At 71.3% G+C, this 26,291-nt stretch carries 28 protein-coding genes, 1 tRNA gene and 1 riboswitch; of the genes, 12 read left to right on the forward strand and 17 right to left on the reverse strand.

What is annotated here, in order from left to right:
- The first annotated feature begins 2 nt into the window (after positions 1–2).
- Positions 3–1,214 carry a M20/M25/M40 family metallo-hydrolase gene (locus G537_RS0133470; protein WP_026873747.1) on the forward strand — a complete coding sequence of 404 codons (1,212 nt, stop codon included), beginning with the start codon at positions 3–5 and terminating at the stop codon, positions 1,212–1,214.
- 253 nt (positions 1,215–1,467) lie between these two features.
- Here G537_RS0133470 and G537_RS0133475 read toward each other — a convergent pair.
- From G537_RS0133475 to G537_RS0133500, 6 genes are all read right to left on the reverse strand, one after another.
- Positions 1,468–1,543, reverse strand: a tRNA-Glu gene (locus G537_RS0133475).
- A gap of 38 nt (positions 1,544–1,581) precedes the next feature.
- Positions 1,582–3,405: a single-stranded-DNA-specific exonuclease RecJ gene (gene recJ / locus G537_RS0133480; RefSeq protein WP_081689226.1), complete on the reverse strand. Its 1,824-nt coding sequence runs from the start codon at positions 3,403–3,405 to the stop codon at positions 1,582–1,584.
- A 26-nt stretch (positions 3,406–3,431) separates the two neighbouring features.
- Complete coding sequence (gene glpX / locus G537_RS0133485; protein ID WP_026873749.1) at positions 3,432–4,403, reverse strand: class II fructose-bisphosphatase; 972 nt, start codon at positions 4,401–4,403, stop codon at positions 3,432–3,434.
- 148 nt (positions 4,404–4,551) lie between these two features.
- Positions 4,552–5,844 (reverse strand): homoserine dehydrogenase, encoded by a 1,293-nt coding sequence (locus G537_RS0133490; RefSeq protein WP_026873750.1) that lies wholly within the window; start codon positions 5,842–5,844, stop codon positions 4,552–4,554.
- Complete coding sequence (locus G537_RS41395) at positions 5,841–7,061, reverse strand: LL-diaminopimelate aminotransferase (protein WP_051249455.1); 1,221 nt, start codon at positions 7,059–7,061, stop codon at positions 5,841–5,843. The genes G537_RS0133490 and G537_RS41395 overlap by 4 nt, the downstream gene beginning before the upstream one ends.
- Positions 7,062–7,278: 217 nt before the next feature.
- Positions 7,279–8,322: an OmpA family protein gene (locus G537_RS0133500; RefSeq protein ID WP_026873751.1), complete on the reverse strand. Its 1,044-nt coding sequence runs from the start codon at positions 8,320–8,322 to the stop codon at positions 7,279–7,281.
- A 136-nt stretch (positions 8,323–8,458) separates the two neighbouring features.
- Here G537_RS0133500 and phaC point away from each other — a divergent pair, with 136 nt between their 5' ends.
- Entirely contained in the window at positions 8,459–10,285 is a 1,827-nt protein-coding gene (gene phaC / locus G537_RS0133505) for a class I poly(R)-hydroxyalkanoic acid synthase (protein ID WP_026873752.1), read from the forward strand.
- Positions 10,286–10,325: 40 nt separating this feature from the next.
- Here the strand turns inward: phaC and G537_RS0133510 are convergent, their stop codons facing one another.
- Entirely contained in the window at positions 10,326–10,604 is a 279-nt protein-coding gene (locus tag G537_RS0133510; RefSeq protein ID WP_026873753.1) for a hypothetical protein, read from the reverse strand.
- 45 nt (positions 10,605–10,649) lie between these two features.
- A riboswitch (SAM-I-IV-variant riboswitch) is annotated at positions 10,650–10,760 on the reverse strand.
- A 103-nt stretch (positions 10,761–10,863) separates the two neighbouring features.
- Here G537_RS0133510 and coaA point away from each other — a divergent pair.
- From coaA to G537_RS0133535, 5 genes are all read left to right on the forward strand, one after another.
- Positions 10,864–11,832 (forward strand): type I pantothenate kinase, encoded by a 969-nt coding sequence (gene coaA, locus G537_RS0133515; protein ID WP_081689227.1) that lies wholly within the window; start codon positions 10,864–10,866, stop codon positions 11,830–11,832.
- Positions 11,833–11,834: 2 nt separating this feature from the next.
- Positions 11,835–12,596, forward strand: a complete 762-nt coding sequence (locus G537_RS0133520; protein WP_026873755.1) for a phosphotransferase family protein — start codon at positions 11,835–11,837, stop codon at positions 12,594–12,596.
- A 211-nt stretch (positions 12,597–12,807) separates the two neighbouring features.
- Positions 12,808–13,017: a cold-shock protein gene (locus G537_RS0133525; protein ID WP_026873756.1), complete on the forward strand. Its 210-nt coding sequence runs from the start codon at positions 12,808–12,810 to the stop codon at positions 13,015–13,017.
- Between the two features lie 103 nt (positions 13,018–13,120).
- A complete protein-coding gene (locus tag G537_RS44575) occupies positions 13,121–13,285 on the forward strand; it encodes a hypothetical protein (protein ID WP_169516748.1) in 165 nt (54 codons plus the stop codon).
- Positions 13,286–13,309: 24 nt separating this feature from the next.
- Complete coding sequence (locus G537_RS0133535) at positions 13,310–13,543, forward strand: hypothetical protein (RefSeq protein WP_026873757.1); 234 nt, start codon at positions 13,310–13,312, stop codon at positions 13,541–13,543.
- A 40-nt stretch (positions 13,544–13,583) separates the two neighbouring features.
- On the opposite strand, the gene G537_RS0133540 is transcribed toward G537_RS0133535, so the two are convergent.
- A complete protein-coding gene (locus G537_RS0133540) occupies positions 13,584–14,357 on the reverse strand; it encodes a transporter substrate-binding domain-containing protein (RefSeq protein WP_026873758.1) in 774 nt (257 codons plus the stop codon).
- 98 nt (positions 14,358–14,455) lie between these two features.
- Between G537_RS0133540 and G537_RS0133545 the strand changes: the two genes are divergently transcribed.
- Positions 14,456–15,184 carry a DUF6065 family protein gene (locus G537_RS0133545; protein WP_026873759.1) on the forward strand — a complete coding sequence of 243 codons (729 nt, stop codon included), beginning with the start codon at positions 14,456–14,458 and terminating at the stop codon, positions 15,182–15,184.
- 181 nt (positions 15,185–15,365) lie between these two features.
- On the opposite strand, the gene G537_RS0133550 is transcribed toward G537_RS0133545, so the two are convergent.
- On the reverse strand, positions 15,366–16,748 hold the full coding sequence (locus G537_RS0133550; protein WP_026873760.1) for a tetratricopeptide repeat protein: 1,383 nt from the start codon (positions 16,746–16,748) through the stop codon (positions 15,366–15,368).
- Between the two features lie 34 nt (positions 16,749–16,782).
- A complete protein-coding gene (locus tag G537_RS0133555) occupies positions 16,783–16,983 on the reverse strand; it encodes a hypothetical protein (RefSeq protein ID WP_026873761.1) in 201 nt (66 codons plus the stop codon).
- A 317-nt stretch (positions 16,984–17,300) separates the two neighbouring features.
- On the opposite strand from G537_RS0133555, the gene G537_RS41400 reads away from it, so the two are divergent.
- The gene (locus G537_RS41400) at positions 17,301–18,221 is read left to right on the forward strand and encodes a lysophospholipid acyltransferase family protein (RefSeq protein ID WP_051249457.1); all 921 of its coding nucleotides are present in this window, start codon (positions 17,301–17,303) and stop codon (positions 18,219–18,221) included.
- On the opposite strand, the gene G537_RS0133565 is transcribed toward G537_RS41400, so the two are convergent.
- From G537_RS0133565 to G537_RS0133575, 3 genes are all read right to left on the reverse strand, one after another.
- Positions 18,218–18,769, reverse strand: a complete 552-nt coding sequence (locus tag G537_RS0133565; protein WP_026873762.1) for a gamma carbonic anhydrase family protein — start codon at positions 18,767–18,769, stop codon at positions 18,218–18,220. The two genes, G537_RS41400 and G537_RS0133565, sit on opposite strands and share 4 nt — an antisense overlap.
- Before the next feature lie 4 nt (positions 18,770–18,773).
- On the reverse strand, positions 18,774–19,733 hold the full coding sequence (argC, locus tag G537_RS0133570; protein ID WP_026873763.1) for an N-acetyl-gamma-glutamyl-phosphate reductase: 960 nt from the start codon (positions 19,731–19,733) through the stop codon (positions 18,774–18,776).
- Between the two features lie 281 nt (positions 19,734–20,014).
- Positions 20,015–21,163 carry an aminotransferase class I/II-fold pyridoxal phosphate-dependent enzyme gene (locus G537_RS0133575; RefSeq protein WP_211230607.1) on the reverse strand — a complete coding sequence of 383 codons (1,149 nt, stop codon included), beginning with the start codon at positions 21,161–21,163 and terminating at the stop codon, positions 20,015–20,017.
- A 53-nt stretch (positions 21,164–21,216) separates the two neighbouring features.
- Here G537_RS0133575 and G537_RS0133580 point away from each other — a divergent pair, with 53 nt between their 5' ends.
- Both G537_RS0133580 and G537_RS0133585 read left to right on the forward strand, forming a co-directional pair.
- The gene (locus tag G537_RS0133580; protein ID WP_026873765.1) at positions 21,217–21,774 is read left to right on the forward strand and encodes a helix-turn-helix domain-containing protein; all 558 of its coding nucleotides are present in this window, start codon (positions 21,217–21,219) and stop codon (positions 21,772–21,774) included.
- A 90-nt stretch (positions 21,775–21,864) separates the two neighbouring features.
- The gene (locus G537_RS0133585) at positions 21,865–22,818 is read left to right on the forward strand and encodes a hypothetical protein (RefSeq protein ID WP_155888900.1); all 954 of its coding nucleotides are present in this window, start codon (positions 21,865–21,867) and stop codon (positions 22,816–22,818) included.
- On the opposite strand, the gene rpsI is transcribed toward G537_RS0133585, so the two are convergent.
- From rpsI to G537_RS0133605, 4 genes are all read right to left on the reverse strand, one after another.
- The gene (gene rpsI, locus G537_RS0133590; RefSeq protein ID WP_026873767.1) at positions 22,736–23,212 is read right to left on the reverse strand and encodes a 30S ribosomal protein S9; all 477 of its coding nucleotides are present in this window, start codon (positions 23,210–23,212) and stop codon (positions 22,736–22,738) included. The genes G537_RS0133585 and rpsI overlap by 83 nt on opposite strands.
- A gap of 4 nt (positions 23,213–23,216) precedes the next feature.
- On the reverse strand, positions 23,217–23,675 hold the full coding sequence (gene rplM, locus G537_RS0133595) for a 50S ribosomal protein L13 (RefSeq protein WP_026873768.1): 459 nt from the start codon (positions 23,673–23,675) through the stop codon (positions 23,217–23,219).
- 203 nt (positions 23,676–23,878) lie between these two features.
- The gene (locus tag G537_RS0133600; protein ID WP_026873769.1) at positions 23,879–25,021 is read right to left on the reverse strand and encodes a helix-turn-helix transcriptional regulator; all 1,143 of its coding nucleotides are present in this window, start codon (positions 25,019–25,021) and stop codon (positions 23,879–23,881) included.
- 102 nt (positions 25,022–25,123) lie between these two features.
- A complete protein-coding gene (locus G537_RS0133605; protein ID WP_034853901.1) occupies positions 25,124–25,546 on the reverse strand; it encodes a PaaI family thioesterase in 423 nt (140 codons plus the stop codon).
- Positions 25,547–25,743: 197 nt separating this feature from the next.
- Here G537_RS0133605 and G537_RS44450 point away from each other — a divergent pair.
- Positions 25,744–26,291: hypothetical protein (locus tag G537_RS44450; RefSeq protein ID WP_034853902.1), on the forward strand; the 548-nt coding region annotated here is incomplete at its 3' end.

A 26,291-nucleotide genomic window follows, 5' to 3' on the forward strand; every position in this document is an offset into this window, starting at 1 on the left:
CCATGACCTATGAGATCCCGCAGATCATCGCCTCGCCGCAATTCCAGGCGGCCGTCGCAACGCTCCGCAGCCAGCATGACCGCCTGGTCGAGGAGATCATCACGCTGACCGAGATCCCCTCCCCGCCCTTCAAGGAGGAGCGCCGCGCAGTCGCCTATGAGGCGATGTTCCGGGAGCACGGGCTCGAGGAGGTGGGCCGCGATGCGATCGGCAACGTCATCGGCCTCCGCCGCGGCCGGGCCAATGGCCAAGTGGTCGTCGTCGCGGCCCATCTCGACACCGTCTTCCCCGAGGGCACGGACTGCACCGTCCGGCGCGAGGGCACGAAGCTCTTCGCCCCCGGCGTCGGCGACGACACCCGCGGTCTGGCGGTGCTGCTGGCCTTCATCCGCGCGCTGGACGCGGCGGGGATAGAGACCGAGCAGGACCTCCTCTTCGTCGGCGATGTCGGGGAGGAGGGCAAGGGCGACCTGCGCGGCATCCGCCACCTGTTCACCGAAGGCCCGTTGCGCGACCGGATCACGGCCTTCTTCACCATCGACGGGCTGGAGCTTGACTCGATCACGACGGCGGCCGTCGGATCCTACCGCTACCGCGTGACCTTCCGCGGCCCGGGAGGGCATTCGCTGAATGCCTTCGGCACCGTGAACCCTGCGCATGCGATGGCCGGCGTGGTGATGGGCCTGTCGCGAGTCGAGGTGCCGGCCGAGCCACGCACCACCTTCTGCGCCTCGGTCTTCGGCGGCGGCACCTCGATCAACGCGATCCCGAACGAGGTCTGGGTGGAGATCGATCTCCGTTCCGAAAGCCAGTCGGAGCTCGACCGGCTCGATGCCCGCCTGCACGCTCTGGTCGACGAGGCCGTGGCCGGGGAGAACGCCCGCGGCGACACCGCCGCCGGCCGGATTACCGCCGAGATGACGCGCATCGGCAATCGCCCGGCCGGGCGCACCGATCATCGCGAGCGGATCGTCCAGGCCGCACTCGCGGCGCTCCCGGCCTTCGGCTTCGCCCCCACGACCAGGGCCAGTTCCACCGATGCCAACATCCCGATGAGCCTCGGCGTGCCGGCGATCTGCCTCGGCTCAGGCGGCACCGGTGGCCGCGCGCATTCGCTCGAGGAATGGATCGACGTGGAGCCGGAACTCTCGCTGCGCGGCCTCTCCGCGGGACTGGCGACGATCCTCGGGACCGCCGGGATGCGACTAGACTGACGGTCGCCACGGCCGAGGGTTGTGTCCAGGATCTCTGCAAAGAGATCAGCGCCGCTGGTGTCTGCGGTGCGGGCGCGGCGCCGTCAGGTTGCGCAAGCGCCCGCACCGCCAGCCGCCGTCAGGCGGCTTCGGCCTGCTCGATCGAAGGTCGGGAGATCCGGATCACGGGCTCGAAAAATGAGCTTCTGAAGGCGCTTACTGCCGCCGCCGACGTGGAAAAGCGGCGTTCGGAGTGCCCAGTCTTATTCCGAAGTGGCGACCCCTACGGGATTCGAACCCGTGTTACCGCCGTGAAAGGGCGATGTCCTAGGCCTCTAGACGAAGGGGTCGGCGCGGCGCAGAGACCTAACGGCAGCGGGCGGGGAAATCAAGCGCTTTCCGCCCAGAGCGGAGCGACGTCGTCGATGAACAGCTGCACCCGCGTGTTGCCGTTCCAGCGGTCAAGCCGAAGCGTGCCGGCGACGTGCAGCAGCGCGTCGCGCCGCAGCAGGGCCCGGCCCACCGGCTGGTCGGCGCAGCGGAAGGCGATCGCGCGCAGGCGCCCGCCGTCCGGCCCCACCAGCGTGCAGGCGACATGGCCGCCCCCGACCACCGACGGCGCCACCACCCGCACCCGCGGCAGGGCGAAGCGCGGCTCCGGGTTGCCGGCGCCATAGGGGCCGAGCCGGCACAGCGTCTCCGCCAGCTCGACCGTCGCCGCCTCCACCACCAGCGTGCCGTCGAGCTCGATCACCGGCACCATCGGCTCGTCGGTCTGGCCGTCGACATGCTCGGCCAGGAAGCTGCGCAGCTCGGCCAGCCGCTCCTGCCGCACGGTGAAGCCCGCAGCCATGCGGTGGCCGCCGCCGGAGAGCAGCAGGCCGGCCTGGCGCGCCGCGATCACCGCCGCGCCGAGATCGACGCCGGGCACCGAACGGCCGGAGGCCTTGCCGACACCGCCCTCGATCCCGACCACGCAGGAGGGGCGGCCATAGCGCTCGCGCAGCCGGCCGGCGACGATGCCGACCACGCCCGGATGCCAGCCCTCGCCCGCCACCAGGATCATCGGGCCTGACTCCGATGCCTCGACCTGGGCGATCGCCGCCGCCATCACCTCGGCCTCGACCGTCTTGCGGTCGACATTGTGCTCGTCCAGCAGCGCCGCGATCCGCGCCGCCTCGGCCCGGTCGTCGGTGGCCAGCAGCCGGGCGCCGAGATCGGCCCGGCCGATGCGGCCGCCGGCGTTGATCCGCGGCCCCAGGATGTAGCCGGCATGATAGGCGTCGACCGTCTCGGTCACCCGCGCCACGTCGGCCAGGGCGGCGAGGCCGATGTTGCGGCGCTGCGCCATCACCTTCAGCCCCTGCCCCACCAGCGCCCGGTTGAGCCCGGTCAGCGGGACCACGTCGCAGATCGTGCCCAGCGCCACCAGGTCGAGCAGCGCCAGCAGGTCCGGCTCCGCCCGGCCGGCGAAAAACCCTGCCTTGCGCAGGGTGCGGTTCAGCGCCACCAGCGCCAGGAAGGTGACGCCGCAGGCGGCGAGCTGGCCGAGGCCCGGATCCTGATCCAGCCGGTTCGGGTTGACCACCGCCGCCACCTTCGGCAGCCGCGGCTCCGCCGTGTGGTGGTCGAGCACGACGATGTCGAGCCCGTCGGCCCCCTCCAGCGCATCGAAGGCGGTGGTGCCGCAATCGACCGTGACCACGAGGCCGGCGCCGCCGGCGCGCAGCTTCTCCAGCGCCTGGGCGTTCGGGCCATAGCCTTCGGCGATCCGGTCGGGGATATGGATCTGCGGCTCGACCCCGAGCGCGCGAAGATAGCGCACCAGCAGCGCGGTCGAGGTGGCGCCGTCGACGTCGTAGTCGCCGAACACGGCGATGCCCTCGCCGGCCGTCACCGCGCGGGCGATGCGCTCGGCGGCGCGCTCCATGTCGCGCAGCACGGAAGGATCGGGCAGCAGCGCCCGCAGCGTCGGGTTGAGGAAGGCGGGCGCGTCGTCGAGGCCGACGCCGCGCGCCGCCAGCACCCGGGCGACCAGCTCCGGCAGCGCATGGCGCTGGGACAGCGCCAGCGCCAGCCGGTCGTCGGCGGCGCGGCCGATCCACCGCGCGCCCTTGGCGGAGCATTCGACGCCGAACAGCGCCGGCGCGCTCACAGCCTCCGCCTTGTGGTCATCGCCGATCCCTCCCCGGCCGCCCCCGTCGGCCGCCATCCGTCAGCGGTCCCTAGCCGCCACCATCATCCACCAACAAACTCGAACCCGGCCTTGCGGCGGAAATCGTGCCGCGCTTCGATGGTGCGGACCGTGCCGCTCTTCGACCGCATCACGATCGAATGGGTCACCGCCCCGCCCGGGAAGATGCGCACGCCGCGCAGCATCGGGCCGGTGGTGACGCCGGTCGCGGCGAACATCACGTCGCCGCCGGCCAGGTCCATCAGCCCGTAGACGCGGGTGAAGTCCTCGACGCCCTGGCGCTTGGCCCGCTCGCGCTCGTCGTCGTTGCGGAACAGCAGGCGGCCCTGCATCTGGCCGCCGATGCAGCGCAGCGCCGCGGCCGCCAGCACGCCCTCGGGCGCGCCGCCGGTGCCGAGATACATGTCGACGCCGCTCTCGGGCTGGGCGGTGGCGATGACGCCGGAGACGTCGCCGTCGGAGATCAGCATGATCCGGGCCCCGGCCTCGCGGATCCGGGCGATCAGCTCCTGATGCCGCGGCCGGTCGAGCACGCAGACCACGAGGTCGGACACCTCGACTCGCTTGGCCAGGGCCAGCGCCTTCAGGTTCTGGGACGGGCTGGCGTCGATGTCGATCAGGTCGTGCGGCAGGCCGCCGCCGACCGCGATCTTGTCCATGTAGACGTCGGGGGCCTTGAGGAAGCCGCCCTTGTTGGCCATGGCGATCACCGCCAGCGCGTTCGGGCCGCCCTTGGCGGTGATGGTGGTGCCTTCCAGCGGGTCGAGGGCGATGTCGATCTCCGGTCCCTCGCCGGTGCCGACCCGCTCGCCGATATAGAGCATCGGCGCCTCGTCGCGCTCGCCCTCGCCGATCACCACCTCGCCGTCGATGGCGAGGCTGTTCAGCGCCTGGCGCATCGCGTCGACCGCGGCCTGGTCGGCCTGGCGCTCGTCGCCGCGGCCCATCAGCCGCGAGGCGGAAAGGGCAGCGGCTTCCGTGACCCGCACCGCCTCGAGCGCGAGGTTGCGGTCCATCACCTGGGGCTTGGCTTCCGGCCGTTTCATCGTCCTCGGATCCTCTTCGGGCTCGTAACCGCCGGGTTCCGCCCCTGCGGGACGACGCGGCGGCTACCTCTCAACGACGGGTGTACCGGCTTTCGGTGGCGGCCGGTACCGGGAATGATCACAACTCTTCGATGCGGATGACATGGGGCGGCTCGAGAACCGCGTCCAAGGCGTCGAGCGCGGCCAGGAGGCGGGTCATCGCCGCCTCGTCGGTCTCGTGGGTGATGATCACGACGGGCACCGCGTCGCCGGGCGACCGGCCGCGCTGCAGCAGGCTTTCGACCGAGATCTGCTGGTCGCGCATCGCCGCGGCCACGTCGGCGATCACACCCGGCCGGTCGACCACCATCAGCCGAAGATAGTAGGCACCGCGGCGATGATCCATCGGCGCCGTGGCGGCCCGCTCCAGCCGCGCGGCCGGGGCGCCGAGCACCGGCACCTTGAGGCCGCGGGCCAGATCGACCAGGTCGGCGACCACGGCCGAGGCGGTCGGGCCGGCGCCGGCGCCGCGGCCGGTCATCATCACCTGGCCGACGAAGTCGCCCTGCGCCACCACGGCGTTGAACACGCCCTCGACATGCGCGATCGGCGAGGCCTCGGCCACCATGCAGGGGTGGACGCGCAGCGACAGCCCCTCCGGCGTGCGGCGGGCGATGCCCAGCAGCTTGATGCGGTAGCCCAGCTCCTGCGCATAGGCGATGTCGAGCGCCGAGACCTTGCGGATGCCCTCGATGTGCAGGTCGGCAAAGTCGACCCGGGCGTTGAAGGCCAGCGCCGCCAATACCGCCAGCTTGTGCGCGGCGTCGATGCCGTCGACGTCGAAGCTGGGGTCGGCCTCGGCATAGCCGAGCTTCTGCGCCTCGGCCAGCACCTCGGCGAACTCCCGTCCGGTCGTCCGCATCTCCGTCAGGATGTAGTTGCAGGTGCCGTTGAGGATGCCGAACACGCCGTCGATGCGGTTGCCGGCCAGCCCTTCCCGCAGCCCCTTGATCGCCGGGATGCCGCCGGCCACCGCCGCCTCGAAGGCCAGCGCCACGCCGGCCTCCTCGGCCCGCTCGGCCAGCGCCGGTCCGTGCATGGCCAGCAGCGCCTTGTTGCCGGTGACGACGTGCTTGCCATGGGCGATCGCCGCCTCGCACACCGCCTTGGCGATGCCGTCGGAGCCGCCGATCAGCTCGACCACCACGTCGATCTCGGGGTTGGCGGCCATGGCGACGGCATCGTCGTACCAGCGCACGCCGTCCAGCTTCACGCCGCGGTCGCGGTGCCGGTCGCGGGCCGAGACGGCGGCGACGACGATGCGCCGGCCGGCGCGCTGGGCCAGCAGGTCGGCATGGGCCTGCAGCAGGCGCAGCACGCCGCCGCCGACGGTGCCGAGGCCGGCGATTCCGATCTTCAGAACAGGTGTCACGACACGGCCTTCAGGCTGACGGGCTGCGGATCGTTGCGGCGCCGCCCGAGGAAGGCCTTGATGTTCTTGCAGGCCTGGCGGATGCGCTGATGGTTCTCGACCAGCGCGATGCGGACATGGCCGTCGCCGTATTCGCCGAAGCCGACACCCGGCGCCACCGCCACCCCGGCCTCCTCCAGCAGCAGCTTGGAGAAGGCGAGCGAGCCCATATGGGCGTAGGCCTCTGGGATCTGCGCCCAGACGAACATGCTGGCCTCCGGCTTCTCCACCGGCCAGCCGGCGGCGCGCAGCCCTTCGATCAGCGTGTCGCGGCGCAGCCGGTACCGCGCCCGCATCTCGTCGACGAACTCCTGCGGCCCGTTGATCGCCGCGGTCGCCGCCACCTGCAGCGGGGTGAAGGCGCCGTAGTCGACATAGGACTTGACCCGCGCCAGCGCCGCGATCAGGCGCTTGTTGCCGGCGGCGAAGCCGATGCGCCAGCCGGCCATGGAGTAGGTCTTGCTCAGCGAGGTGAACTCGACCGCGATCTCGCGCGCCTCGGGGATCGCCAGGATCGAGGGCGGCGGCGCCGTGTCGAAATAGATCTCGGCATAGGCCAGGTCGGACAGGATCCAGATGCCGTGCTGGCGGCAGAACTCGACGATCGGCCGGTAGAAGTCGAGGTCCACCACCTCGGCCGTCGGGTTCGACGGGTAGTTCAGCACCAGCGCCGTCGGCTTCGGCACGCTGTGCCGCACCGCCCGCTCCAGCACATCCATGAAGTTGGCGCCCGGCGTGATCGGCAGCGACCGGATGGCGGCGCCGGCGATGATGAAGCCGAACATGTGGATCGGGTAGCTCGGGTTCGGCACCAAGATGATGTCGCCGGGGCTGGTGATCGCCTGGGCCAGGTTGGCCAGCCCCTCCTTCGACCCGATGGTGACGATGATCTCGCTCTCGGGGTCGAGCTCGACCCCGAAGCGGCGCTGGTAGTAGGCGGCCTGGGCCCGGCGCAGCCCCGGGATGCCGCGCGAGGTCGAGTAGCCGTGGCTGCGCGGGTTCTGCGCCGCCTCGGCCAGCTTCTCGATCACGTGCCGCGGCGGCGGCCCGTCCGGGTTGCCCATGCCGAGGTCGATGATGTCCTCTCCCCGAGCTCGCGCCGCCGCCTTCATCGCGTTCACCTCGGCGAACACATAGGGCGGCAGGCGCTTGATTCGGTGAAAGTCCTGGTCGGTCATCGACATGTCCCCCCGACGCCCGTCGGGGCGTCCGGTGATTGGTTCAGGGTCCGCCCGAGAACCGATGTTCCAAACGAGGAAGCCTTCTCCATCTTGTCATTGCCGGGCTTGACCCGGCAATCCAGAGGGTGTCGACGCTCTCTGGATGCCCGGGTCAAGCCCGGGCATGACAGTTTAGGGGTTACCCGCGTTCGGCTCATCGGCCTCGGACAGACCCTTAATTGGCGAGATAGATTTCGACGCGGGCGGCTTGGCCGTCGGTGATGTTCGGCCGGGTGTCGGCCGAGCCGCCGGTGACGATTCGGGCCGGGTCGACGCCGGCCGCGCGCAGCGCCGCGGCCACCGCCTCGGCCCGCGCCTTGGCCTGGGCCGCGCCGTCGCCGGCGCCGTAGCCGACCACCCGCAGCTTCGGGCTCTGCGCCGTCTTGGCGATGTTCTCGATCGTGCTGTTGGCCGAGGCCGGCAGGGCCGTGCTGCCGCCCTCGAACTTGACCGAGCCGGCGAGGCGGTTGTTGAAGCTGAAGGCCGGCTTCGACTCCTCCGCCGGGGCCGGCGCCGCGGCCTGCTGGCCGGCCGTCCGGCTGCCGAAGCTGAGCGCGCCGGGCGCGCCCGAGGCGGCGCGGTCGGCCTCGAGCTGGCTGCGCACCTCGGCCTGCTGCTCCGGCGTCGGCAGGTCGGTCGGCTTCTCCGGCACGTTGCCGAGATTGGGGTAGCTCTGCGGCGAGGCCGGGCGCGGCATCGCCTCCATCGCCGCGGGCGCCTGGGTGTCGCGGCGCTGGCCGAAGGACAGCGGCGCCACCGTGCCGGTCGGCTGCTGCTGTTGCGCCTGCTGCGCCGCCGCCTGCTGCTGCGCCATCTGCTGCTGCCGCTGGAAGGCGGCCTGGCGCTGCTGCTCGATCTGCGCCCGACGCTGCTGCTGCGCCGCCTGCTGCTGCGCCCGCGCCTGCTGCATCGCGGCGCGGTCGGCGTCGGTCTGGGCCAGGGCCGGCAGCGTGTAGGTCCGGGCGTCGGCCGATTGCGGCGCGCCCAGGGGGCCGCCGACGCTGGGCACCGGCGCCGGCTCGGCCGGGCCGAGCGGCGTGACCTCGGCGGTCTGGGCCGCGGGCACGGAGGCCTGGACGTCGCCCGCATAGGGCGTGCTGTCGAAGATGCGGCCGCCGCAGCCTGCGAGGGCGAGGCCGAGGACGGCGGCGGTGACGGCGCCACGCGCCGGAAGGCCGGGGCGGGCGGGGGCGATCGGGAAGGAACCGGTGCGACGCATGGGCACGTGCCTAGCACACTTCGTTGAAAGGGTGGACTGGAAAGAGGATGCCCATGCAAAGTGGCGGATAAGCGGCATTCTGCGCCAGGAACCCCGCCCCGGGGCAGGCGCCGCGGCGAGAGAGGGACAGCCGCCCATGACTGAGCGCGCCCGCGCAGGATCCGATCGGACGAAACCCGGCACGCCGGAGCCGGAGGCCGCGCCGCCGGCGGACCCGGCCGAGCTGGCCCGCCGCATGGTCGAGATCGCCGAGCGCAGCGCCCGGCTGGTCACGGCGTTCCTGGAGAAGCAGCGCGGCGGCGCGCCGGAGATCGACCCACTCAACATCGGCTCGGCCTTCCTGGCCATGACCTCGCGGCTGATGGCCGACCCGACCCGGCTGCTGCAGGCCCAGATGTCGCTGTGGCAGGACTATGCGACGCTGTGGAGCCGCACCGCCCAGCGCCTTCTGGGCCAGGAGGCGGAGCCGGTGGTGACGGCGGAGAAGAGCGACAAGCGCTTCAAGGACCCGGCCTGGAGCGAGGTCGCCGTCTTCGACTTCATCAAGCAGTCCTATCTCCTGACCGCGCGCTGGCTGCAGGGGTCGGTGCGCCAGATCGAGGGGCTGGACGCGAAGACGGCGAAGAAGGTCGACTTCTACACGCGGCAGTTCATCGACGCGATGGCGCCGTCCAACTTCGTCGCCACCAATCCGGAGGTGCTGCGCAGCACGCTGGAATCGCGCGGCGAGAACCTGGTGCGCGGCCTTGAGAACATGCTGGCCGACCTGGAGCGCGGCCAGGGCCAGCTCGCCATCAGCATGACCGACCGCAGCGCCTTCGAGATCGGCCGCAACATCGCCGTGACGCCGGGCAAGGTGGTGTTCGAGACCGAGCTGATGCAGCTGATCCAGTACGAGCCGGCGACCGAGACGGTGGCGCGGCGGCCCCTGCTGATCATCCCGCCCTGGATCAACAAGTACTACATCCTCGACCTGAAGCCGCAGAACAGCCTGATCCGCTGGGCGGTGGAGCAGGGCCACACCGTCTTCGTCGTCTCCTGGGTCAATCCGGATGCGCGGCTCGCGGGCAAGGGCTTCGCCGACTACATGCTGGAGGGACCGCTGGCGGCGCTGGGCGCGATCGAGCAGGCGACCGGCGAGCGCGAGGTCAACGCGATCGGCTACTGCCTGGGTGGCACGCTCCTGGCCTGCACCTTGGCCTGGATGGCGGCAAAGGGCGAAGACGACCGGGTCAAGAGCGCGACCTATCTGACGACGCTGACCGACTTCACCGATCCGGGCGAGCTCGGCATCTTCGTCGACGAGGAGCAGCTGCGGACGATCGAGGCCCGGATGGCCGAGAAGGGCTATCTCGAAGGCTCGGCCATGGCGACGACCTTCAACCTCCTGCGCGCCAACGACCTGATCTGGTCCTTCGTCGTCAACAACTACCTTCTCGGCAAGGACCCCTTCCCCTTCGACCTCCTGTACTGGAACAGCGACGCGACCCGGATGCCGGCCGCGATGCACAGCTTCTATCTGCGCAACATGTATCAGGAGAACCGGCTGGCGCGGCCGGGCGGGATCACGCTGGCGGGTGTGCCGATCGACCTGACCACGATCAAGACCCCGACCTTCATGCTGTCGACCCGCGACGACCACATCGCGCCCTGGGCCTCGACCTATGCCGCGACCCAGCTGTTCGGCGGGCCGGTGCGGTTCTGCCTCAGCGCCTCGGGCCACATCGCCGGGGTGGTCAACCCGCCGGTGGCGAAGAAGTACTGCCATTGGGTCAACACCCGCACGCCGAAGAACCCGGAGGCCTGGCTGAAGGGGGCGCGGCAGGTCGAGGGCTCCTGGTGGCCGGAATGGCAGAAGTGGGTGTCGCGTTACGCCGGCGGCCAGGTCCCGGCCCGCCGCCCGGGCGACGGCAAGCTGACCCCGATCGAGGACGCCCCGGGACGGTACGTCCGGGCGACGTAGGGCAGCCTCGACACCCACAATCGTCACCGCGAAGAGCGGCTCACGCCGCCAGATCGTCCAACCGCGCATAGTCCCGCCGCAGCTCGGCCAGGCGGTCGCCTTCCAGGACCTGGTCGAGATGGATCTCCGGCCGCGCCGGGGCTGTCGCGAGGACCACGCGGTACAGGTGCGTCCACAGCCCGGCGCCGCGATGCACCACGGCGTAGAGGATCTCGCGCCGGCCGGGATCGCGCCGGCCGGGACAGGGGCGCTCGTCGAGCCGCTCGATCGTGTCATCGGGGCCGGCGAGCGGGATGGCGGCGGAAGCGGATGCAGACATGAAAAACCCTCCTTCGCGGTGGCGAGGAGGGCTGACGCGCGGCTTGACGACCCGTTTGGTTGCCGGTCCGGCCGCATCGCCCCTCTTGCGAGAGGCCACCACCTTGCCCGGGGAGGCAGGTTGGCGTGGGCGTCAGCCCAGCTCTGGATGCAGGGTCCGATGTACCGCGGGGTGGGGCGCGGCGCAAGAGGGATGGCGGCCCTTGCCTCCGCCCCCCGGATCGTCCGACCCTGGACCACCCTCCTGCGGCGAGCCGTCGATGTCCGATCCGTCTCCCTCCCCCGCCCGCCCCGTGCCCGACCTGTTCGCGCGGCCCGCCGCCTATGACCGCTTCACCCGGGCCGAATGGGCGGCGCTGCGGGCGTCGACGCCGATGACCCTGTCCGACGCCGACCTGGCCGAGCTGCGCGGCCTCAACGAGCCGGTGTCGCTGGCCGAGGTCGCCGACATCCTGCTGCCGCTGTCGCGCCTCCTGAACCTGCACGTCGCCGCCGCCCGCACGCTGGACGGGGTGCAGGACGCCTTCCTCGGCCGGCCCGGCCCGCCGCCGCCCTACATCATCGGCATCGCCGGCAGCGTCGCCGTCGGCAAGAGCACCTTCGCCCGGCTGCTGCGCCTGCTGCTGTCGCGCTGGCCCGACCACCCGCGGGTCGAGCTGGTGACCACCGACGGCTTCCTCTGGCCGAAATCGGTGCTCGAGGAGCGCGGGCTGATGCGGCGCAAGGGCTTCCCCGAGAGCTACGACCTGCGCCGGATGATCGGCTTCCTCTCGGCCGTGAAATCCGGCCGGCCGGAGGTGGAGGCGCCGGTCTACTCCCACCTCGCCTACGACATCCTGCCCGGGCGGAAGCAGGTGATCCGGCAGCCGGACATCCTGATCTTCGAGGGGCTGAACGTGCTGCAGGCCCCGGCCGGCGCCTCGGTCGTCACCTCCGACTTCTTCGACTTCTCGGTCTATGTCGACGCCGAGGAGGAGGACATCGCCCGCTGGTTCGTCGAGCGCCGCCTCCTGCTGCAGCGCACCGCGTTCCAGCAGCCTTCCTCCTATTTCCACCACCAGCGCGACCTGCCGGAGGCCGAGGCCCGCCGCGTCGCCCGCGGGATTTGGGATGAGATCAACGGGGTGAATCTGCGCGAGAACATCCTGCCCACCCGGCAGCGCGCCCGGCTGGTGCTGCACAAATCGGCCGATCATTCGGTCGACGCCGTCGCCCTGCGCCGGATGTAGCCATGGATCTGCCGCCGATCGGACGCCTGCTCGGATCGGGCAAGGAGGCCGAGGTGTTCGACGCCGGCGCCCTGGCTGTCAAGCTGTACCGGACGACGGCGACCGCGCCGAAACGGGCGGCGTTCCGCGAGGCGGCGGTGCTGGCGCAGGTGGAGTCTCTCGGGCTGCCCGTGCCGTCGGCCCGCGCTGTCGGGCAGATCGATGGCCGCTGGGGAATCGCGATGACCCGCGCCGAGGGGCCGTCCTTCGCCGACGCGATGGAGCGCCGGCCCGAAGAGGCGCCGGCCTGTCTGCAGCGCATGGTCCGGCTGCAGATGGACATCCACGGTCACCCGGGAACGCATCTCGGCAGCCTGAAGGCCCGGCTGGCGGCGAATATCGGCCGGGCCGGGACGCTGGATGAGAACCTGAAGCGCCGGCTGCTGGACCGCCTGGCCGCGCTGCCGGAAGGCGACCGGCTGTGCCACGGCGATTTCCATCCCTGGAACATCCTGGGGCCGCCGGGCCGGGAGGTGGTGGTCGACTGGCTGGACGCCTGCGCCGGCGACCCGGCGGCCGATGTCTGCCGCTCCTATGTGCTGATCCGGCCCGTGGCGCCGGACCTCGCCGCCGCCTATGTCGACGCCTATGCCGCGGCTTCGGGCGAGAGACGGGACCGGATCCTCGCCTGGCTGCCTTTCGTCGCCGCCGCCCGTCTGGCCGAGGGCGTGCCGGACCAGGCCGAGGCGCTGCTGGCAATGACCGAATCCCGGCCTCCACCGTGACGCGCGATCCGGATGCCGGCACAGGGCGTCCGGGGCGATTCTGCCGTCGAACTTGCCATCGCGCCCGCCGTCCCCCATGTTTAGGGGGTCATTCTGGTTCGGACGGCCGGCCTGCTATGCCCTCGCGGCCGCGGATCCCTCGCCTTTCCCCTTCCCGTTTGATGCGTCGCGCACTCCCGCGCGGCGCCACCCCTCGACTGGAGGAAAAGCGATGCCGATCGGCACCGTGAAATGGTTCAACAGCACCAAAGGCTTCGGGTTCATTCAGCCGGAGAACGGCGGCCCGGACGTCTTCGTCCACATCTCCGCCGTCGAACGCGCCGGGCTGCGCGGCCTCAATGAAGGCCAGCAGATCTCCTATGAGGAGCAGCGCGACCCGAAGCGCGGCAAGACCTCGGCGGAGAATCTGAAGGCCGTCTGAGCCTTCGATTGCGGAGCGGATCAGGAGCGCCCGAGCCGTCGGGCGCTCCTTTTCTTGGCCCAGACCGGCGATGCGGACGCATCGCGCCAGACCGGAGGCCGTCATGCCGTTCAAGCCGAACTACAATCAGCAGCGCAGCGAGCGCAACCGCCTCAAGGAACAGAAGAAGCAGGAGAAACTGCAGAAGCGCGAGGAGGAAACCGCGCGCCGCAAGGCCGCCCAGGAGGGCGACGCGCCACCGCAGGACGACGAGACCGAGCCGTCCTGACCCGAACCGTCACCGGAGAGCCCCATGGCCCGGAACAACAAGAAGCAATCCAACGACAGCGGCTTCGTGCTGTTCAACATCGTCTACCAGGACGGCACGCTGAGCTCAAACCGCAAGGTCCCGCGCTCCGAGGCCGACGGGCTGGACGGCGACGCCCCGGCGCGCGCCTTCATCGAGGCCCAGGACCGCAAGATCGCCGAGATGTCCGGCAATCCCCGCGGCCCGATCAAGACCATGACCCGGCTGCGCGGCCAATAGGCCGACCGGCGCGGCGGCCCGCGCCGCCGCCTCTCCCCTTCTACCCCATCCACGCCGCGCTGAACTTGGCGTGGCTGCCGTCATGCAGGCGCAGATGCAGCCACTGGTCGACGAAGGCCTTGAACACCACGTCGCCGCGCGGCAGCAGATAGGCCTTCTCGGCGAAGGTGAAGGGCTGGTCGGGATGCACGGCGCACAGGCCCGGGCGCAGCTTCTGCTGCAGCCGGGTCTCGCTGGCGTCGGTGATCATCACGTCCGCCCGGCCGGCCAGGATCTCGTCGAAGATCTTGGTGTTGTCCGGGAAGATGGTGACCTTCGCCGACTTGATCCGCTCGCGCACGAAGGCCTCGTTGGTGCCCCCCGGCGGCTCGATCACCGTGACGCCGGGCTGGTCGATCTGCTCCACCGTCTGGAACTTCTCCACATTCTCGCATTTGGTGATCGGCGTCTTGCCGTCGACATCGATCGGAATGCTGAAGAAGGCCTGCTTCTGGCGCTGCAGCGTGACGCTGATGCCGCCCATGGCCATGTCGCAGACGCCGCTGGTGAAATCCGCCATCAGCGTCTTCCAGCTGGTCTTGACGAACTCCACCTTCACGCCGAGCGCGGCCGCGAGGTCGCGGGCCATGTCGATGTCGATGCCCTCATACTCGCCCTTGGCCGGGTCGAGATAGGTGAAGGGCTTGTAGTCGCCCGTGGTGCAGACCTTCAGCACCCCGGCCTTGGCCACGGCGTCGAGCGTGTCGGTGCGATCCGCCGCGCTGGCGGCGGCGGCAGGCAGGACGAGCAGCAGAGCGGCGGCGAGCAGACGCATGATTCCTCCCGGTCTTGAGTCGGCGAGGATCTTAGTCGGACAAATGCGCCGCCACCAACAGGGTCGTCCCGGCCGGCCGCCGCCGCTAGGATCGGGCCATGAAGCTGATCGCCTACACCATCGGCGGGGCGCGCCCCGAGATACGGCCGGCCCCGGCCACGCGCGACTGGATGTCGGCGACGCCGGAGGGCTTCGCCTACCGCTGCCTGCCGCTGAACATCGCCAACGCCCATGGCTGGGAGATCCTGTGCCCGAGCCCGATCCGGGCCTGGTGGGACGGCGGCACGGCGCCGGATGCGGTGCGGGTCGAGGCCGAAGGCGACGGCCCGGCGCCGGCGCTGGGGCATTTCGGGTCCGGCATCCTGACCTTCCACGTGCCGCTGCTGCTGCGCACCGAGCCGGGCGTGAACCTCTGGGTCTCCGGCCCGACCAACGCGCCGAAGGACGGCATCGCGCCCCTGACCGGCGTGGTCGAGACAGACTGGTCGCCCTACGGCTTCACCATGAACTGGCGCTTTACCCGGCCGAACCACCTGGTCGAGTTCGCGGCCGGCGAGCCCTTCTGCCTGTTCTTCCCCCTGGCGCGCGACGCGGTGGAGGCGGTGGAGCCGGAGTTCCGGCCCCTGTCCGGAGATCCGGAGCTGGAGGCGCGCTACTGGGCCTTCCACCGGGGCCGCGCCGATTTCCTGGCCGACCTCGCCGTGCCCGGCACCGAGGCCAATGAGGCGAAGTGGCAGAAGGGCTACTATCGCGGCCTCGCCCCGGACGGCACCGCCGCCCCGCAGCACCAGACCAAGCTGCGGCTGAAGCCGTTCCGGGAGGAATGATCCTCAAGCCTCAAGGACAGGCCAATCCATTCGCGTTGCCTCTCCCGCCTGGCGGGAGAGGTCGGGCTCGCGCAGCGAGACCGGGTGAGGGCTGGCCCAGGCCTCGACGAAATCCCCTCACCCGGAGCCGCTTCGCGTCTCCGACCTCTCCCGTAAACGGGAGAGGCAACACATCACGTCCTCAGATGTTCGCTCGGGCTTCGGCGGCGGTCGCCCCCGCCTCGTCGCCGGCCAGGCGCAGAGCCCGGGCGGTTAAGCGCCAGTTGAAGGGGCTGCCGGGCTTGGCGTCGGTGCGTTCCGCCGCCAGGGCGCGGGCCAGGTCGGCTTGGCCGCCGCGCAGCGCCGCCTCGATCAGGGTCAGGCTCAGCACGTCGCGCTGGGCATGGCTGCCGCCGAAGCGATGCGCCACCGCCCGCACCGGCGCCAACAGCTCGACCGCCGCCCCGTAGTCGCCGGCGCCGAAGGCGCGCAGCGCGCGGCACACCGGCAGCCCGACCTCGGCCGTCATCGCCGCGTTGGTGCCGCCCGCCGCGGCGCGCCGGGCCTGGGCCGCCAGCAGCCGGTCGGCATCGGCGTCGCGGCCGGTGGCGACGAAGGCCATCATCGCGTGCATGTCGTTGAAGGCGTAGTAGCCGTCCTCGGCCATCGGCGCCCAGGTCTCGGCCAGCTCGGCCCAGCGGGCGCCGCCCCCCTCCCCGACATCCACGCCGCGCAGATGCAGCCGCCACAGCAGCGCCGTGGCGTCCAGCGTCTCCAGCGCCAGGGCCGAGGGCTGCGGCCGGATCGCCTCGTCATAGAGCCGCAGCACCGTGCCGGTCTCGCCGAGGTCGAGATGGTAGAGGGCGAGATGCCACCAGTTGTGGAAGGCGAACATGTTGTCCGGCGCCCAGTCGCCGGTGCGGCCGGTCAGCCAGCCGATGCCCTCCGGCAGCCGTCCCTGCATCTCCATGACATGGGCGACGGCGTGGATCGCCCAGGGGTCACGCGGCTGCAGCGCCACGGCGCGGCGGCCGGCGGCCTCGGCGGCGCGGTAGTCGCCGGTCTCCTCGAGGCCGAAGGCGTGCATGCCGAGCACGTAGCCGTAGCCCGGCACCGCCTCGTCCCAGCCCGGCAGCGCCCGTGCGATGCGGTCGCGCAGCAGCTGGGTGTGGCCGAGATAGAAGTCGCCGAGATGGGCCGCCTGCAGCGCCAGCCCGTCCCGCGGCCAGGCCTCCGCCACCCGTCCCCAGGCGTCGACCGCGCCGGCGAAGTCGCCGTCCAGCCACGCCCGCAGCGCCACGATGTGGCCGCGCTCGCGCTCATTGGCGCCGGCCGCCAGCGCCTCTGCCGCCTCGACGCTCTCGCGCAGCGGCGCCTCGGCCGCCTTCTCGGTCGCCAGCGCCATCAACGTGCCGCGCAGGCAATGGCCCATGACGAAGCCCGGATCCTCGGCCAGCGCCGCCTCGATCTCCGCCAGCGGGTCGCGGAAATAGCTGTGCAGCCGGTCGAGGGCTGCCTCATACCGGTCCAGCGCCGCGCGGCTGGCGGTCGAGACCGGAACGTCGCGGCTGTCGCGCAGGCCCATGGCCTGATCCTCCATTGCTCTGGATCAGGATAGCCTAACCTGCCCGTCCCACGCTGCTTGTGTCCCGCGTCACCCCGGAAACGGCGAAGCCCCCGTCCGGATGGCGGGGGCTTCGGTGCTTGTCCTTGCGGCTGTAGACCTTGCCGGACGGGACGATCTTGTGGCCGAGCCGGCGGGCGATCAGGGCATGCGGATCGCGCCGCTTCGGCCCGGCCTTGAGCACGGGCTTCTTCATTGGCCTCTCCTTTCGGGCTGGGCCGCCGTCATATGGCGCTTCGCCGGTCCGGCGCAAGGCGACGATGCCATTTGTGAAGAAATATGCGGAAACGCGAAACATCTGGCGCCGGACAGACGTTCGTGTCACGAGTAGGCTCCAACGAACGCCGCCGCGGACCGCTCGAGAACCGGGTCCCAGCAGAACCGAGGCATCCCATTTCCCGTACAGATGTTTCCCCTGAACCGGCCCGGCCGGTCTGGTCCGCGCGCGTCGCGCGTCTCCGGAAACAGTGGCGCCGCCGTGGCCGCCACCATGTCGCCGCAGCCGCGCAGGCGGTGCCCCTCTACGCGCTCTACGGGCTGATGCGGCTGCTGCCGCTCGACGCCGCCTCCGGCCTCGGCGGCTGGGTCGGCCGCACCCTCGGCCCGCGCCTCGGCGCCTCGCGCCGGGCCGATGCCAATCTGCGGCTGGTGATGCCGGAACTGTCGGCCGCGGGTCGCGAACGCGTCATCCGCGGCATGTGGGACAATCTCGGCCGGGTCATCGCGGAATTCCCGCATCTCGGCCGGCTGCGCCGCAGCGAGGCCCGGCGCCCCCGCCGCGTCCAGGTCGAAGGCATCGAGCATTTCCTGGCCGCCCGCGAGGGCGGCCGCGGGGTGGTGATGGCAATCGGCCATTTCGGCAACTGGGAGGTCGGGGCCGCGGTCGCCGCCAACCACGGCGTGCCCTTCACCGCCATCGCCCGGCCGCCGAAGAACCCGCTGGTCGGCTGGCTCTTGCACCGCATCCGCAGCTCGGTCGGCACCATCCTGCTGGAGAAGCGGATGGAGGGGTCGGACGCCAAGCGCGCCCTGTCGGTGCTGCGCGCCGGCGGCGTGCTCGGGATGATGGTCGACCAGCGCTACAATGGCGGGCTGAAGGTGCCGTTCATGGGGCATGACGCCATGACCTCGCCCGGCGCCGTCGCCATGGCCTATCACCTGGGCTGCGCCGTCATCCCGGTCCGGATCGAGCGGCTGGCCGGCGCCCGCTACCGCGCGGTGTTCGAGCCGCCGCTGGCGCTGCCGCGCACCGGCGACCGCAAGGCCGATATCGAGGCGGCGACGATCGCCCTCAACGGCGTGGTCGAGGGCTGGGTCCGCGGCCGCCCCGAGCAGTGGCTGTGGCTGCACAAGCGCTGGATGATGCCCCGCCCCCGCAAGCTGCGGCAGCGCGTGCTGGCCTACAAGGCCAGCCTGGCGGCGCTGGAGGATTAGAGCGCCGTCCCGGCGTCCAGCACCACATTGGCGCGGTATTCGACGCCGAGGGCGACGTAGCCTTCGGCCAGCTTGCAATGGTGCTCGTGCTCCTCGTCGGTGAGGGCGCGCACGAAGCGGGCCGGGCTGCCGGCCCAGAGCTGCCCGGCCGGCACCCGCTTGCCGGGGGTCAGCAGCGCCCCGGCCGCGACCATCGCGCGGCTCTCCACCACCGCCCGGTCCATGACGCAGGCCTTCATGCCGACGAAGCTGCGGTTCTCCAGCGTGCAGGCGTGGATCAGCGCCATATGGCCGATGGTGACGTCGTCGCCGATATGGGTCGGGCCATCCGCCGCGGCGACATGGATCACGGTGCCGTCCTGGATGTTGCTGCGGGCGCCGATGCGGATCGGCTGCATGTCGCCGCGGATGACGCAGCCGAACCAGACGCTGGTGCCCGGACCGATCTCGACATCGCCGATCACCACCGCGCCGGGCGCGATGAAGGCGTCGGGCGCGATCCGCGGCTGCTTGTCGCGATAGGGCAGGATCACCGCGCCTTGGGGCATGGGATCACGCCGCCGCCGGCCGGGCCGGCAGCAGCCCCGCGGTGGGCTCCAGCCCCAGCGCCAGGTTCAGGTTCTGCACCGCCGCGCCCGACGCCCCCTTGCCGAGGTTGTCGAGCTGGGCGACCAGCAGCGCCTGCTCCGCCTTGGCGTTGGCGAAGACGAACAGCCGCAGCTGGTTGGTGCCGTTCAGCGCCTCGGGCTCCAGTTCCGGCATCGCCTCGGCGTCGGCCAGCGGCGCGACGGTGACGAAGGGCTGGCCCTGATAGTGCTCGGCCAGCGCCACGTGCAGGTCGGCGGCCGAGGGCCGCTTCGGCAGCGACCACAGCGGCAGCGGCAGCGACACCAGCATGCCCTGGGCGAAGCGCCCGACCGAGGGCACGAAGATCGGCGGCCGCGCCAGGCCGGACCAGCGCTGCAGCTCCGGCACGTGCTTGTGCGCCAGCTTGAGGCCATAGAGATAGAAGGGGGCGCCCTTCTGCTCGGTCTCGTATCGGGCGATCAGGCTCTTGCCGCCGCCGGTGTAGCCGCTGACCGCGTTGACGGTGACGGGATGATCCGCCGGCACCAGGCCGCGGTCGACCAGCGGCCGCAGCAGGGCGATGCCGCCGGTCGGGTAGCAGCCTGGGTTGGAGATGCGCTTGGACGCCGCCACCGCCTCGGCCTGGCCCGGCGCCAGCTCGGGGAAGCCGTAGGTCCAGCCTTCCGCGGTGCGATGCGCGGTCGAGGCGTCGATCACCCGGACATCCGGGTTCTCGATCATCGCCACCGCCTCGCGCGCGGCGTCGTCGGGCAGGCACAGGATCGCGGCGTCGACCGTGTTCAGCATCCGGCGGCGGGCCGCCGGGTCCTTGCGCTCGGCATCGGCCAGGCTGACGATCTCGACATCGGCGCGGCCGGCCAGACGGTCGCGGATCTGCAGCCCCGTCGTCCCAGCCTCGCCATCGATGAACACCGTCGCCGGCATCGCCTTGCCCTCAATCAGGATCAGTCGGGGATGACTTAACACATCCGGGGCCGAGGCCGAACCGGCAACGCGGTCATGGCCGATATTTGCGGGAGGATGGTTGAACGGCGAGCGCCCGACCTTGCCCTTTCCTTGCCGTCATTGCGAGGAGGCGAAGCCGACGAAGCAATCCAGGGGCCACATCAAACGGCCCCTGGATTGCTTCGCTGCGCTCGCAATGACGGCGGTCGGGAACTGTGAAAAGATCTCCGAGGAGAGGCAAACGGGCGCGGCCTCCGCCCTCAGCCACGCCCCATTTTCAGCTCGCGCAGCACGGCGGCAATGCGGTCCAGCGCGGCCGGCGCATGCTCATAGCCATGGGTGATGCGCAGATGATGCTCGGCGCCGAGATACAGGCCCGGCGCCACCAGCACCGAGGATCGGCGGCGGATGGCGTCGGCCACTGCGACCGAGGACAGGTCCAGATGCACCCGGACGAAGCCCAGCGCGGTGGCCGCGGGCGGCACTGCCGAGACCAAGTCGGCGTTCGCGCCGATCCAGCGCTCCAGCCCCTCCCAGCCGCGGCGCGACAGCTCCCTCTGCCGGGCCACCAGCCGGGCGCGGGTCGCCGGTTCCAGCGCCAGCTCGGCCAGCAGCATCGACGGGCCGGCGGTGGCGATGACGACATATTCGTGCCGGCGCCACGCCGCCTCGACCAGATCCTTCGGGCCCAGCAGCCAGCCGACGCGCAGCCCGGCGAGGCCATAGGCCTTGGACAGGCTGCCGACCACCACCGTGCGCTCGTACCCGCCCCAGAAGCTCGGCGTCTCCATGTCGGTCAGCCGCTCGGTGCCGCGATAGACCTCGTCGACATGCAGCCAGGCGCCGGCCTTCGCGGCGATGGCGGTGATCCGCGCCGCCTCCTCCGCCGTCAGGATGCTGCCGGTCGGGTTGTTCGGGTTGACGATGGCGATCATCCGGGTGCGCGGCCCGACCGCGGCCTCCAGGGCGTCGAGGTCCGGCCGCCACCCCTCCTCCGGCCGCAGCGGGAAGCTCCTCACCGTGCAGCCGAGATTGCGGGCGATGCCCCAGACCTGGCGGTAGCCCGGCTCCATCACCACCACCTCGTCGCCCGGCGACAGCAGCGTCTGGCACAGGATCTGGTTCGCCTCCGACGCGCCGGCGGTGACCAGCACCTGGTCGGCCGCGGCACCGTCATAGAGCCCGGCGATCCGCGCCCGCAGCGCGTCGGTGCCGTTCACCTGCGGATAGAACAGCACCTGGTCGAGCAGCCGGTCGACCGCCTCCGGCCCCAGCACCTCGCGCACCGCGGCGCAGCGCACCGAACTGTCGGCCAGGTTGTACTCGACCGTGTGCTCCCACTCCGACTGCCACTGCTCGAGCTCGAAGGGCTGGAAGGTCATCGCCGCTGCCTCAAAATCCGTCGCCATCCGACATGCAATATATTACATCTCTATGTGCAACAAGATGCGAGTGGCGGCCGATGACATCGTCGCAGGAAGTGCTGCAGCGGATCGCCCGGCGGCTGCGGCAGGAGCGCCAGGCCCGCGGCCTGACCCAGGCGGCGCTGGCCGAGCGCAGCGGCGTGTCGCCCCGCATGCTGGCCCTGATCGAGAAGGCCGAGACCAACCCGAGCATCGCCACGCTGGCGGAGATCGCGGCGGCGCTCGGCATCGGCTTCGGCGATCTGGTGGGCGGCGAAGCGGCCGCGCCGGCGCGGGTCATCCCGCCCGATGACTTCGCCACGGTGTGGCAGTCCCCGGTCGGCAGCGCCCGCCTCCTCGCCTCCGGCGGCCGGTCCGAGCTGTGGGACTGGGCGTTGGCGGCCGGCGCGCGCTACGACGCCGCCCCGGATCCGGCCGGGACGGTCGAGCTGATCCTCGTTCTGGAGGGGACGCTGGTGCTGGAGATGGACGGCTCCGCCCTCGCCGCCCCGGCCGGCCACGCGCTGCGCCTGGCCAGCGACCGGCCCTACGCCTACCGGACGGAGGACGGCCCGGCGCGCTTCGTCAAGGTGGTGAGTCCGGTCGGCCGGGGCTGAGTCACGCTGCCTCACCTGAGAAAGTATGCTTGCCTCGCTTGGCTTCGGCCGGCACAGTGCGGGCCGCGGATTCACCAGAGCGGCGATCGGATGTCCTCATCGCGACGCAACGCCGTGCTGGCCATCGTCGCCGGCAGCCTGCTGATGACGGCCGCGCCGGCGAACCATCCCTCGGCGCCGGATCTGGCTGTCTCCTTCCCGCCGCTCGGCCCCGCCATCCAGCCCGCCCCCGACGTCCCGGCGGACATCCCGCATTCGAGCGACGAGGCCTTCGCCGACCTGCTGGCGGCGGCCGAGAGCAGCCGCGATCCCTTGCAGATGAACAAGGGCGGCTATGCCGGTCTGTTCCAGCTCGGCGAAGCGGCGGCGGCGATCGCCGGGATCTACGACCCGGGCGAGCCGCTGACGCCGGAGGACACGCGCAACCGCTGGCGCGGCACCTTCCACATCCCCGGCTATCCCGAGGTCAGGTCGATCGGCGACTTCCTGGACACGCCGGCGGCGCAGATCGCGGCCTTTCGCCTGCATCTCGACCATCTCGACCGGGAGATCGCGCAGCGCGGCCTGGACCGGCGCATCGGCGGCTATATCGCCGGGGTGCCGATCACCTGGGACGGGCTGCGCGCCATGATGCATCTCGGCGGGCCGGACGGGACCGAGCGCTTCCTCGCCACGGGCGGGGTCTACGACCCGGCCGACGACAACGGCGTGCGCATCAGCGACTACGGCCGCCGCTTCGCCGGCGTCACCGCCATCGAGCCGACCCGGCCGGCGATCGTCCCGACCGTGGCGACGCCGGCTCTGGCCGCGCACGCCCCGGCGGCCCCGGCCGCGGTGACCCCCACCCTGGTCGCGACCACGCCCACGCCTCGCCGGCGTCCTCCGGAACGACGCCCCCTGGAACGGAGAAGGGGCGCCCGAAGGCGCCCCTTGCCGAACAACACAGGATCCGAAGTGCGGATCAGCGCTTGGAGAACTGGAAGCTCCGGCGGGCGCCGGCCTTGCCGTACTTCTTGCGCTCGACCACGCGCGGGTCGCGGGTGAGGAAGCCGTGGGCCTTGAGCGCGGCGCGCAGGCCGGGCTCGTAGGCCACCAGGGCGCGGCTGAGGCCGTGCCGGACCGCGCCGGCCTGGCCGGACAGGCCGCCGCCGGTGACGGTGCAGACGACGTCGAACTGGTTCGACCGGTCGCACACCAGGAACGGCTGCTGCAGCAGCATGCGCAGCACCGGGCGGGCGAAATAGACCTCCTGGTCACGGCCGTTGACGGTGACCTTGCCCGTGCCGGGCTTGATCCAGACGCGGGCGACGGCGTCCTTGCGGCGGCCGGTGCCGTAGGAGCGGCCCTGGGCGTCGCGCTTCGGCTCGACCGGCGCGGCCTCTGCCACGGCGCCTTCGAGGGTCGGCTTCAGATCGGAGAGGGACTGCAGATCGGCCACGGCCTTACCTCTTGTTCTTCGGATTCATGGCAGCGACGTCCAGCACCTCGGGCTGCTGCGCCTCGTGCGGATGCGACGGACCCGCATAGACCTTGAGGTTGCCCATGACCTTGCGGCCCAGGGGCCCGCGGGTGATCATGCGCTCCACCGCCTTCTCGATCACGCGCTCCGGATGGGCGCCGTCGAGGATCGCGCCCTTCGACCGGCCCTTGATGCCGCCCGGATAGCCGGTGTGCCAGTAGAAGACGTCGTCCTGGCGCTTGTTGCCGGTCAGACGGACCTTCTCGGCATTGACGACGATCACGTTGTCGCCGGTGTCGACGTGAGGGGTGAAGGTGGTCTTGTGCTTGCCGCGAAGGCGCATCGCGATGATGCTGGCGAGCCGACCGAGAACGACGCCGTCGGCGTCGACCACGATCCACTTCTTCTCCACCTCGGCGGGCTTGGCGGAATATGTCTTCATGACGGGCCCTTGATCGAGGGTCGGGAACGGATGCCGCCGGGCGCCCCTTAGGCAGGGGTCCCGGCGAGACGCGGCTGTCTACGCGCCAAACCTGCCCGCGTCAACGGAAAAAAGCGGCGAAACGACAGCGACTTAGCGGAGCGGTATTTTAATACCTTCGCCGCAGGCCGCAGGATCGCTGGCGTTCGGCACCATACCGATATTTACGCCGCGGCAAAGCCCTGCATCACCAGCCGGACCAGATCGGCCTGGCGGTGGGTGCCGGTCTTCTCGAAGACGGCCTTGAGATAGCCGCGGATGGTGTTGACGCCGATGCCCCACTCCTCCGCCAGGCCGCCGACCGTCGCGCCGGAGGCGAGCCGCGCCGCCACCTCCGCCTCCCGCGGCGTCAGCCCGTAGGCGGCGATCAGCGCGCGCTCGTCGATCGACCGGGGCGAATCCGGCGCCGCGACGAAGATCGCCGCCCGCGCCGGACCGCACCGCCCGTCCACCGGATCGATCGCGGTCACCGGCGCGACCGTCAGCACCAGGGGCGCGCCGCCGTCCGGATCCGACAGGCACAGCCGGGCCGAGGCGGCAGCGGCGGAGCGAGACAAAACGGTGTCGACCGGCCGCGCCACGATCGCGGACATCGCCGCCACCACCTGGCGCAGGAAGTTGGTTTCGGCCGGCAGCGCCGCCGCCACCCCGGACGAGGACAGGCGCAGGCCGCGATGCCGCCGGGCGATCTCCGCCGCCCGCCCGTTGACGAAATGCGGCCGACAGTCGGAATCGACCAGGATGACGCCGCCGTCCAGCGCCTCCAGCACCGATCGGCTCTCGGCCACCAGCAACTCGCTGGCGGCCAGCCTCCGCCGCAGGCGCTGTGCCGCCGCGAAATGCGGCATCACGAGCTGCAGCGCCTTCAGCTCCGCCGGTGCGAAGTCCTTGATCCCGGGCGGCCGGCAGACGGCCACGTATCGCGACCGCATCCGGCCGTGCCAGGCGAAGACGCCGGCGCGGAAGCCGTTCATCGGCCGGACGATCTCGTTGTACATCTCGGACCGCAGGAAATCGGCATCGGCCACGATGCTGGACGACGCTACCGCCCGTCCGGCGGGAATGGCGCGAAACCACGCATCCGCCATGCCGCCGCTGCCGGCCGCATCGGCCAGGCGGTCCAGGGGGCCGCGGTCGACGCCGACGCCGATTCCATTGGCCCGCCGCCCCGTCTCCTGGGTCAGGAGCACCACGTGGTCGGCCCCGACCAGGCCGCGCACGGCTTCAAGCCCGTCCTTCCATCCATCCGGCCGCAGGGCCGCGTCATAGATCCGCTCGACAGCGCCAAATACCGCCTCGCCCAACATGCTTGTCTCGAATGCCCCCAACGAAAGGGGCCTACAAGACGAGCGGAACATGGCAATCCTCGGGTCCACATTGTGGCCGATCTGCCATAACCCGGCTGAGGGTTAGGGGCGCGGCGGGATCGAATAGGTGCCGGTGGCGTGGGCCACCGGTTCGTCCTCGCCCTCGGAGAACAGCAGCACCTCGCCATAGGCCAGGCGCTTGCCGAGCTTGAGCAGGCGCGCCTCGGCGATCACCGGCACCAGGGCCGGGCGGCGCAGGAAGTTGATCGCCATCGAGGTGGTGACCGCCAGCTCGACCCGGCCGATCCGGCTGAGCACCGCGGCGTAGAGCGCGACATCGGCCAGGCCGAACAGGGCCGGGCCAGTGATGGTGCCGCCAGGCCGGACGAAATCCTCGCGGCAGGGCATCAGCAGCGTCGCCGTGCCGGCGCCCAGCGCCGTGACCGTCACACCAAAGGCGCCGATCAGCGGCACGCCCTCGCGGATGATCGCCTCCATGGTCGCCGCCTCGATCGCCGGCTGCATGCCGTCCTCCCCACCGGTTTCCGTCAGTAGGGCGGAGCGTGGCGACCGCCGCAAGCCTCTGCTCACGGTCCCTCCGTCATCGCGAAGGGCGCGGCGCCATGGCGATCCAGCTGCCGCCGCCCGCGCCGGCGTCGGGCCGGTCGAGTTAACGCAATGTTCATTGCTTAACTCCAGGCGCCTCGTTCATGATATGTTCCATGACAGAGGCGCCATCCGATCTCGACATCCAGGCGTATTGCCGCGGCCTCGCGCTGCAGCAGGTCGAGATGCTCTCGCGTCTCGCCGAGATCGGCATGCGGCTGGCCGAAGGCGCCGGCGCCCGCGCCCTCGCCGCTCAGGCCCGGGCTGCTGAAGCTCCAGCCGAAGCGCCGGCCCCGGCGGAATCTCCGGCGTCGGCCGGCCAGGACCCCGGCCTGGACTTCGCCCGCTACGCCCATCTGGTGCGCCAGACCCTGGCCCAGCGCGCCCGCGCCGCCCGCGACCTCTGCGCCGAGGACCGCGCCCGCACCGCCGAGCGCGAGGCCGACCGCCCGGCCCGCCGCGACCGCCACCGCGACGAGGTCGAGCACGTCCTGAAGTGCATGATCTGGGACGAGGTCGAGGATCTCGACCGCGCCGAGGCCCTGTCCGACGAGCTCGCGGAGCAGGTCGAGCACCTCTACGAGGACGAGGCGGCCCGGGTCGAGGACCGGCCGGTCGGCGCGGTGATGGCCGGGCTGGCCTGCGGCCTCGGCCTGTCCGAGGA

Source organism: Inquilinus limosus DSM 16000 (assembly GCF_000423185.1).
Lineage (GTDB): Bacteria > Pseudomonadota > Alphaproteobacteria > DSM-16000 > Inquilinaceae > Inquilinus > Inquilinus limosus.

Coding starts and splice junctions, on each gene's coding strand:
- G537_RS0133470 (WP_026873747.1), top strand. CDS start 3: ATGACCTATGAGATCCCGCAGATCATCGCCTCGCCGCAATTCCAGGCG.
- recJ (WP_081689226.1), bottom strand. CDS start 3,405: ATGGCGGCCGACGGGGGCGGCCGGGGAGGGATCGGCGATGACCACAAG.
- glpX (WP_026873749.1), bottom strand. CDS start 4,403: ATGGACCGCAACCTCGCGCTCGAGGCGGTGCGGGTCACGGAAGCCGCT.
- G537_RS41395 (WP_051249455.1), bottom strand. CDS start 7,061: ATGACCGACCAGGACTTTCACCGAATCAAGCGCCTGCCGCCCTATGTG.
- G537_RS0133500 (WP_026873751.1), bottom strand. CDS start 8,322: ATGCGTCGCACCGGTTCCTTCCCGATCGCCCCCGCCCGCCCCGGCCTT.
- phaC (WP_026873752.1), top strand. CDS start 8,459: ATGACTGAGCGCGCCCGCGCAGGATCCGATCGGACGAAACCCGGCACG.
- G537_RS0133510 (WP_026873753.1), bottom strand. CDS start 10,604: ATGTCTGCATCCGCTTCCGCCGCCATCCCGCTCGCCGGCCCCGATGAC.
- coaA (WP_081689227.1), top strand. CDS start 10,864: ATGTCCGATCCGTCTCCCTCCCCCGCCCGCCCCGTGCCCGACCTGTTC.
- G537_RS0133520 (WP_026873755.1), top strand. CDS start 11,835: ATGGATCTGCCGCCGATCGGACGCCTGCTCGGATCGGGCAAGGAGGCC.
- G537_RS0133525 (WP_026873756.1), top strand. CDS start 12,808: ATGCCGATCGGCACCGTGAAATGGTTCAACAGCACCAAAGGCTTCGGG.
- G537_RS44575 (WP_169516748.1), top strand. CDS start 13,121: ATGCCGTTCAAGCCGAACTACAATCAGCAGCGCAGCGAGCGCAACCGC.
- G537_RS0133535 (WP_026873757.1), top strand. CDS start 13,310: ATGGCCCGGAACAACAAGAAGCAATCCAACGACAGCGGCTTCGTGCTG.
- G537_RS0133540 (WP_026873758.1), bottom strand. CDS start 14,357: ATGCGTCTGCTCGCCGCCGCTCTGCTGCTCGTCCTGCCTGCCGCCGCC.
- G537_RS0133545 (WP_026873759.1), top strand. CDS start 14,456: ATGAAGCTGATCGCCTACACCATCGGCGGGGCGCGCCCCGAGATACGG.
- G537_RS0133550 (WP_026873760.1), bottom strand. CDS start 16,748: ATGGGCCTGCGCGACAGCCGCGACGTTCCGGTCTCGACCGCCAGCCGC.
- G537_RS0133555 (WP_026873761.1), bottom strand. CDS start 16,983: ATGAAGAAGCCCGTGCTCAAGGCCGGGCCGAAGCGGCGCGATCCGCAT.
- G537_RS0133565 (WP_026873762.1), bottom strand. CDS start 18,769: ATGCCCCAAGGCGCGGTGATCCTGCCCTATCGCGACAAGCAGCCGCGG.
- argC (WP_026873763.1), bottom strand. CDS start 19,733: ATGCCGGCGACGGTGTTCATCGATGGCGAGGCTGGGACGACGGGGCTG.
- G537_RS0133575 (WP_211230607.1), bottom strand. CDS start 21,163: ATGGCGACGGATTTTGAGGCAGCGGCGATGACCTTCCAGCCCTTCGAG.
- G537_RS0133580 (WP_026873765.1), top strand. CDS start 21,217: ATGACATCGTCGCAGGAAGTGCTGCAGCGGATCGCCCGGCGGCTGCGG.
- G537_RS0133585 (WP_155888900.1), top strand. CDS start 21,865: ATGTCCTCATCGCGACGCAACGCCGTGCTGGCCATCGTCGCCGGCAGC.
- rplM (WP_026873768.1), bottom strand. CDS start 23,675: ATGAAGACATATTCCGCCAAGCCCGCCGAGGTGGAGAAGAAGTGGATC.
- G537_RS0133600 (WP_026873769.1), bottom strand. CDS start 25,021: ATGTTGGGCGAGGCGGTATTTGGCGCTGTCGAGCGGATCTATGACGCG.
- G537_RS0133605 (WP_034853901.1), bottom strand. CDS start 25,546: ATGCAGCCGGCGATCGAGGCGGCGACCATGGAGGCGATCATCCGCGAG.